This is a genomic window from Nonomuraea antri, from assembly GCF_013283785.1.
Lineage (GTDB): Bacteria > Actinomycetota > Actinomycetes > Streptosporangiales > Streptosporangiaceae > Nonomuraea > Nonomuraea antri.
The window spans coordinates 1-6,939 of the sequence record NZ_JABCPZ010000360.1 but is presented as its reverse complement, the minus strand read 5'-3'; the positions used below and the strand labels follow the sequence as shown (position 1 = coordinate 6,939).

The 6,939-nt window shown below is 73.5% G+C and carries 9 protein-coding genes; 7 read left to right on the top strand and 2 right to left on the bottom strand.

Translation table 11 applies throughout. From position 1 onward, the window contains the following. A partial coding sequence (locus HII36_RS52085) for a carbohydrate-binding protein (protein WP_217371043.1) occupies nucleotides 1-505 on the top strand: 505 nt, incomplete at its 5' end. Nucleotides 506-559: 54 nt separating this feature from the next. Here the strand turns inward: HII36_RS52085 and HII36_RS52080 are convergent. Together HII36_RS52080 and HII36_RS59055 are read right to left on the bottom strand one after the other, a co-directional pair. Beyond that, complete coding sequence (locus HII36_RS52080) at nucleotides 560-907, bottom strand: luciferase domain-containing protein (RefSeq protein WP_173530834.1); 348 nt, start codon at nucleotides 905-907, stop codon at nucleotides 560-562. A 53-nt stretch (nucleotides 908-960) separates the two neighbouring features. Next, nucleotides 961-2,451: an IclR family transcriptional regulator domain-containing protein gene (locus tag HII36_RS59055; protein ID WP_217371042.1), complete on the bottom strand. Its 1,491-nt coding sequence runs from the start codon at nucleotides 2,449-2,451 to the stop codon at nucleotides 961-963. Nucleotides 2,452-2,570: 119 nt separating this feature from the next. Between HII36_RS59055 and HII36_RS52070 the strand changes: the two genes are divergently transcribed. From HII36_RS52070 to HII36_RS52045, 6 genes are all read left to right on the top strand, one after another. After that, entirely contained in the window at nucleotides 2,571-3,320 is a 750-nt protein-coding gene (locus HII36_RS52070; protein ID WP_173530832.1) for a CoA transferase subunit A, read from the top strand. Continuing rightward, nucleotides 3,317-3,946, top strand: coding sequence for a CoA transferase subunit B (locus HII36_RS52065; RefSeq protein ID WP_173530831.1), 630 nt, complete (start codon nucleotides 3,317-3,319; stop codon nucleotides 3,944-3,946). Before HII36_RS52070 ends, HII36_RS52065 begins: the two co-directional genes overlap by 4 nt. Next, nucleotides 3,943-5,088 (top strand): thiolase family protein, encoded by a 1,146-nt coding sequence (locus HII36_RS52060; protein ID WP_173530830.1) that lies wholly within the window; start codon nucleotides 3,943-3,945, stop codon nucleotides 5,086-5,088. The genes HII36_RS52065 and HII36_RS52060 overlap by 4 nt, the downstream gene beginning before the upstream one ends. Before the next feature lie 5 nt (nucleotides 5,089-5,093). After that, nucleotides 5,094-5,840: a protocatechuate 3,4-dioxygenase subunit beta gene (pcaH, locus tag HII36_RS52055; protein WP_173530829.1), complete on the top strand. Its 747-nt coding sequence runs from the start codon at nucleotides 5,094-5,096 to the stop codon at nucleotides 5,838-5,840. Next, nucleotides 5,837-6,361 (top strand): protocatechuate 3,4-dioxygenase subunit alpha, encoded by a 525-nt coding sequence (gene pcaG / locus HII36_RS52050; protein WP_173530828.1) that lies wholly within the window; start codon nucleotides 5,837-5,839, stop codon nucleotides 6,359-6,361. The genes pcaH and pcaG overlap by 4 nt, the downstream gene beginning before the upstream one ends. Next, on the top strand, nucleotides 6,348-6,939 hold a 592-nt coding region (locus tag HII36_RS52045), incomplete at its 3' end, for a lyase family protein (RefSeq protein WP_268959831.1). The genes pcaG and HII36_RS52045, both read left to right, overlap by 14 nt.

The window sequence follows — 6,939 nt, the reverse complement described above, 5'->3', positions numbered from 1 at the left end:
CCCCGCCCCCAGCCCGACCGCGAGCCCGAACCCGACTGGGGTGGTGCGGTTTGAGGCGGTGCATGGGCCGGGGTGTGCGGCCGAGTGGTTCTACGCCGATCCGCGATGGAAACGCATCACCGGCGGCTGGACCCGGGACGGCTGCACCGGCCGCGCCCTGGCGCTCAAGGTCTCGGCCGAGCCCGGCCACTTCACCCAGATGGTGAACTGGATGTTCGCCACCCGCCCGGGCGCGCGTTGCACGTTCGAGGTGCACGTCCCGGACGATTCGCGTTCCGCCGGCACCGCCCGCTACCACCTGGACGGCGAGGACACGGACCCGCCGTACCTGGGCCCGCCCGTGACCGTCGACCAGCGGGCCTGGCGTGGCCGCTGGGCGTCGCTGGGCACCTGGACGGTCCCGGCGGAGGGGAAGGTGACCATCGTGCTGGGAAACCAGCCGCTGCGGGCCGGCGACGAGCACGAGGTGACGGTCTCCTCAGCCCGCGCCGCCTGCCGCTGGTGATGAACCGCCCGGTACAAACTCCCCAGGACGGGACGGGAGTCCCGGAGCGGGCGGCTATGCGTCGTGTGCCTTGATGGCGACGCTGGTGAGGGCGAGCAGTAGATCGAAGTCGGGCTGGGCGTCGACCCGCATGCACACCCACGCCCGATCAGGACAAGCCCGCACTTGGTCGCATTCACCCAGGTACGGTTCGAGCCGCCCGATCGCCGGCGCGGTGAGCCGGATCTGTACCTGGTCGTGTCCGGTGAGTCGGAGTATTTCGGTGCCGCGTACGGCGAAGGACACCCCGTGCCGGGTGTCGCTCACCGCCAACGACGGCCAGGATCTGAGCGCCGCCTCCGCCCGGGCCACGTAGGCCCCGCGGTGTGGAACCGTCCATCGCCGGACGGAAGTACCTGCCACACCCTCCATGCTGGGGCACCCCAGCCCCGCCGTCACCGTCCGTTTTTCAACCGTTATCGGGTGGACACGTTCAGGGCCCGGGTGTGGGCGAGGTCGGCCTCGATGCGGGCCGCGGTCTCCTTCAGTTCGGGCAGGACGTCCCGCATGAGGTCGGCGACGGCGGCCCGGCTGGCGTGCGTGGCGACGTTGACCGCGGCCACCACCCGGCCGTCGCGGTCGTGCACGGGCACCGCGATGGATCGCACGCCTTCCTCCAGTTCCTGGTCGACGAGCGCGTACCCGTCGGCGGCGGCCCGGCGCACGGCCTGCGCCAACTGGCCGGGCGAGGTGATGGTGTGCCGGGTCAGCGGGCGCAGGCCGGACGTGGGCATCGCCTCGGGCCGCCCGGCCAGCAGCACCCGCCCCATGGACGTGGCGTAGGCCGGGAAGCGGGTGCCGACGGTGATGTCGACGGTCATGATGCTCATGGTCGCCACCCGCGCCACGTAGACGACGTCGTCACCGGCCAGCACGGCCACCGACGCCGATTCGCGCACCCGGGCCACCAGGTCGGCCAGGTGCGGCTGGACGATCTCGCCGAACGTCCGCCCGGACAGGGCCGCGTACCCGAGTTCCATGACCTTGGGCAGCAGCACGAACCTGGCGCCGTCGGCGGCGGCGTAGCCGAGCCGTTCCAGCGTCTGCACCGCCCGCCGGATGGTGGCCCTGGGCAGCCCGGTGACCTTGGCGGACCCGGCGAGCGTGAGCCCGCCACGGGCGGTGCCGAGCGACACCAGCACGGCCAGCCCGCGGGCCAGCGACTGCAGGTAGCCGGCGCCCAGTTCCTCCTTGAGCGGCCGCGAGACGTCCACGCCGGACGGCCGCTGAGGCGACGGCTGAGGCGACGGCTGAGGCGGCGGGAGCGGCGCGGACAGCGCGGCCTCCATCTCCTTGACCGCCTCGCGCAGCCTGGGCAGCGCGTGGGCGGCGAGCCCGGCCGCGGTGTGCCTGCTGGTGTGGCTGACCACGCTCACCGCGCACGCCGGCTGCCCGTCGCGATCACGTACGGGCAGCGCGACCGCGATCAGTCCCGGCTCGATGAGCTGGTCGTCCAGCGCGTACGGCGCGCCGGGGTCGAGCAGCGACAGCCCGGCCGCGCAGCGCTCGGCGGGCAGCAGGTCGCCCACCCGGAAGGCCACCGACATGGTGCGCCGGCGGGTGACCTGGACGACGAACCTGATCCCCGCGCCGTCGCGCACGGCCAGCGACACCGATTCGTCCAGGTCCGCGGCCAGCCGCTCGGCGATCGGGGTGAGCGTGTCCCTGAGCCCGCTGCAGGTCAGGTACGCCTCGCCCAGTTCCATGAGCCTGGGCGCGAGCAGCACGTCGCGGCCTTCGGCCCGCAGGTGGCCGATCTTGATCAGGGTGGCCAGCACGCGGTCCACGGTGGCGCGGGCCAGGCCGGTCTCGCGTACCAGGTCGGTGGCGCGCATGCGGTGCGCGGGCGCGGCGGACAGCGCGCGCAGCACGGCGAGCCCGCGTTCCAGGGTTCCTGCGGGTTCCATCCGCCCCTCCTCGGCCGGTGTAGGCACTTTTGACAGAAGCATCCGGATGAACAGATACTCGTCCACACAATAGTGAACTAAAGTTCACTCAGCGAACACTCCCGGATGAACGGAGCGTCGTGCGGAGAGACAAAGTGGTCGCCACGGCCGAGGAGGCGCTGGCGGGCGTGCGTGACGGCGCGTCGTTCGCGGTCGGCGGCTTCGGCCTCAGCGGCATCCCGAACGTGCTGATCCAAGCCCTGCACGCCACCGGAGTGACCGGCATCGGCGTCGTGTCGAACAACTGCGGCGTGGACGGCGGCGGCCTGGGCGTCCTGCTCGCGGCCGGCCGGATCGCCCGCGTCACCGCCTCCTACATCGGCGACAACAAGGAGTTCGCCAGGCAGTACCTGAGCGGCGAGCTGGAGGTCGAGCTGACCCCGCAGGGCAGCCTGGCCGAACGGCTGCGCGCGGGCGGCGCCGGCATCCCCGCCTTCTACACCCCCGCCGGGGTCGGCACGCCGGTCGCCGACGGCGGGCTGCCGCTGCGCCACTCCCCCGACGGCTCGATCGCGCTCGCCTCGCCGCCGAAGGAGGTACGCGAGTTCGACGGCAGGCAGTACGTCCTGGAACGCGGCATCACCACCGACTTCGCCCTCGTCCGCGCGGCCAGGGGCGACAGGCACGGCAACCTGGTCTTCGCCAAGGCGGCCAGGAACTTCAACCCACTCGCCGCGATGGCCGGGCGCATCACCGTGGCCGAGGTCGAGGAACTGACCGAGCTCGACCCGGACGAGGTGCACCTGCCCGGCGTGTTCGTCCAGCGGGTGCTGGCGCTCACCCCGGAGCAGGCCGCCGCCAAGGGCGTCGAGAAGAGGACACTGCGATGAGCTGGACCCGCGACGAGATGGTCGCCCGCGCGGCGGCCGAGCTGCGCGACGGCGACTACGTCAACCTGGGCATCGGCCTGCCCACCCGCATCCCGTCGTTCCTGCCGTCCGGCGTGGACGTGGTGCTGCACTCCGAGAACGGCGTACTCGGCGTCGGCCCCTACCCCACCCCGGACGAGCTCGACCCCGACCTGATCAACGCGGGCAAGGAGACGGTGACCGTGCTGCCCGGCGCGTCGTTCTTCGACTCGTCGCTGTCGTTCGGGATGATCCGCGGCGGCCACATCGACGTGGCGGTGCTCGGCGCGATGCAGGTCTCGGCCGGCGGCGACCTGGCCAACTGGATGGTGCCCGGCAAGCTGGTCAAGGGCATGGGCGGGGCGATGGACCTGGTCCACGGCGCGCGCCGGGTCATCGTGATCATGGAGCACACGGCCAGGGACGGCTCGCCCAAGATCGTCCAGGAGTGCTCGCTGCCGCTCACCGGGCGCGCGTGCGTGCACCGGATCATCACCGACCTGGGCGTGCTCGACGTCACCGGGCACGGGCTGGCGCTCGTGGAGACCGCGCCCGGGGTCGGTCTGGACGAGCTGCGCGCCCGCACCGACGCGGAGGTGACGGCGTGAAAACCGTGTACGTCGTGGACGCCGTCCGCACCCCCTTCGGCAGGTACGGCGGCGCGCTGTCCGGGATCCGCCCGGACGACCTGGCCGCGCACGTGGTCAGGGCGCTGGCCCGGCGCAACGACGTCCAGGCCGCCGACGAGGTGGTGTTCGGCAACGCCAACGGCGCCGGCGAGGAGAACCGCAACGTCGCCCGCATGGCCGCGCTGCTGGCCGGGCTGCCCGTGTCCACGCCCGGCGTGACCGTGAACCGGCTGTGCGGCTCGGGCATGGAGGCGGTCGTCCAGGCGTACCGGGCGATCGCGCTGGGCGACGCGTCCACCGTGATCGCCGGCGGCGTCGAGTCGATGACCCGCGCGCCCTGGGTGCTGCCCAAGCCGGACCGGGCCTTCCCGGCCGGCGGTCAGGAGCTGGTCTCCACCACGCTCGGCTGGCGGCTGGTCAACCCGCGCATGCCCGCCGAGCACACGGTCCCGCTGGGCGAGGGCGCGGAGCTGATCGCCGACAGGCACGGCATCGGCCGGGCCGAGCAGGACGCGTTCGCGCTGGCCAGCCACAGAAAGGCGGCGAAGGCGGCGTTCGAGCGGGAGATCGTCCCGGTCGGCGGGCTCAGCCGCGACGAGGGCATCCGCGACGACACCTCGCCCGAGGCCCTGGCCGCGCTCAAGCCGGTCTTCCGCGCCGGCGGCACGGTCACCGCGGGCAACTCCTCGCCGCTCAACGACGGCGCGGCCGCCCTGCTGCTCACCGACGAGAAGGGGCTGCGCGGCAGGGAACCGCTGGCCCGCGTGGTGGCGAGCGGGGCCAGCGCGCTCGAACCCCGCCTGTTCGGGCTCGGCCCGGTCGAGGCGGTCGGCCGGGCGCTGGCCAAGGCGGGCAAGGGCTTCGGCGAAGTGACCACCGCCGAGCTGAACGAGGCCTTCGCCGCCCAGACCCTCGGCTGCCTGGCCGAACTGCCCGACCTCGACCCGGACCTGGTCAACCCGGACGGCGGCGCCATCGCGCTCGGCCACCCGCTCGGCGCGTCGGGCGCCCGCATCACCGGGGCCGTCGCGCACCGGCTGGCCGCCGCCGGGTCGGGCGTCGGCCTGGCCGCCCTGTGCATCGGCGTCGGCCAGGGCCTGGCCCTCGTTCTCGAAAGGTAGGTTTCATGTCCCACCCCCTCACCCAGGCCGACATCGACCGCGAGATCGCGGAGCTGCACCGCCTGGCCGGTGAGTCCGATCATCCCGCGCGCGACTTCCTCCCCTACCGCAGCAGCGTCCTGCGTCACCCCAAGCAGCCGCTGGTGGCGCTGAAGGACCCGGACGCGGCCGAGCTGTCCGGGCCGGTCTTCGGTGTCACGGACGTGTCGCCGTTCGACGCCGACCTGACCCGCCAGCGCCTGGGCGAGCCGCTGGGCGAGCGCATCACCGTGCAGGGGCGGGTGCTCGACCGGGCCGGACGCCCGGTGCGCGGGCAGCTCGTCGAGGTGTGGCAGGCCAACGCCTCAGGACGCTACCTCCACCAGCGCGACGACCACCCGGCGCCGCTGGATCCGAACTTCGCCGGCGTCGGCCGCTGCCTGACCGACGACGACGGCCGCTACACGTTCACCACGATCAAGCCGGGCGCGTACCCGTGGCGCAACCACGTCAACGCCTGGCGTCCGGCGCACATCCACTTCTCGGTGTTCGGCACCGCGTTCACGCAGCGGCTGGTCACCCAGATGTACTTTCCAGGAGACCCGCTGTTCCGCCATGACCCGGTGCTGAACTCGGTGACCGACGAGCGGGCCAGGCAGCGGCTGGTCGCCGCCTACGACCACGACCTGTCGGTGCCGGAGTGGTCGCTGGGCTACCGCTGGGACATCGTCCTGGACGGCCCGGCCGCGACCTGGACGGAGGACGGCCGATGAACCCCACCCCCTCGCAGACGGTCGGTCCGTTCTACGGCTACGCGCTGCCGTTCCCCGGCGGCGGCGACCTCGCGGCCGGCGGCATCGTCGTGCACGGCTACGTCTACGACGGCGCGGGCGCGCCGGTGCCCGACGCGCTGCTGGAGTTCTGGCAGGCCGACCCGGCGGGCGGCCTGTCGGGCGCGCCTGGCACGCTCCGGCGCGACCAGGTGACGGGCACGCCGCAGGGCAGGCACGGGCTGGACTTCACCGGCTTCGGCCGGGTCCCCACCGACGCCGACGGCCGCTGGACGCTGCGCACGCTCATGCCCGGCAACGGGTACATCAGCGTGTGCGTGTTCGCGCGCGGACTGCTGCACCACCTGTTCACGCGCATCTACTTCGGGCCGGACGCCTTCCTCGACGCCCTGCCCGCCGAACGGAGGGAGACCCTGGTGGCGGTGGCGGAACGCCAGGACGTCTACCGGTTCGACATCCATCTGCAGGGCGAGCGGGAAACGGTCTTCCTTGACTTCGGCTGATCAGAGCGCGGGCGACCAGATGCGGGCCGAGGCGGATCTCGGGCTGCTGTCCCCCATGCGCGGCGCGTCCGCCGAGACCGGTGACGTGGCGTTCCTGCAGGCCATGCTGGACGCCGAGGCGGCGCTCACCCGGGCGCAGGCGGCGCTCGGGCTGGCCCCGGCGGCGGCGGCCGAGGCGGTGACCACCGCCTGCCGGGCCGCCGCGTTCGACCTGCCGGGCCTGGTGGTGCGGGCCAGGGCGGGCGGCAACCCGGTCATCCCGCTGGTCACCGACTTGCGCGCGGCCGCCGGCCGGTACGGCGAGCACGTCCACCGGGGCGCGACCAGCCAGGACATCCTGGACACCGCGCTCATGCTGGTCGCGCACCGGGTTCTCGGCGGGGTGCTGGCCGACCTGGATCGGGTGATCGCCGTCCTCACCCGGCTGGCCGCCGAGCACCGTGACACCCCGATGGCCGCCAGAACGCTCACCCAGCAGGCGGTGCCGACCACGTTCGGGCTCAAGGCGGCGGGCTGGCGCGCGCTCGCCGTGGACGCCCGCACCCGCCTGCGCGCCGCCCGCCGCACCCTCCCCGCCC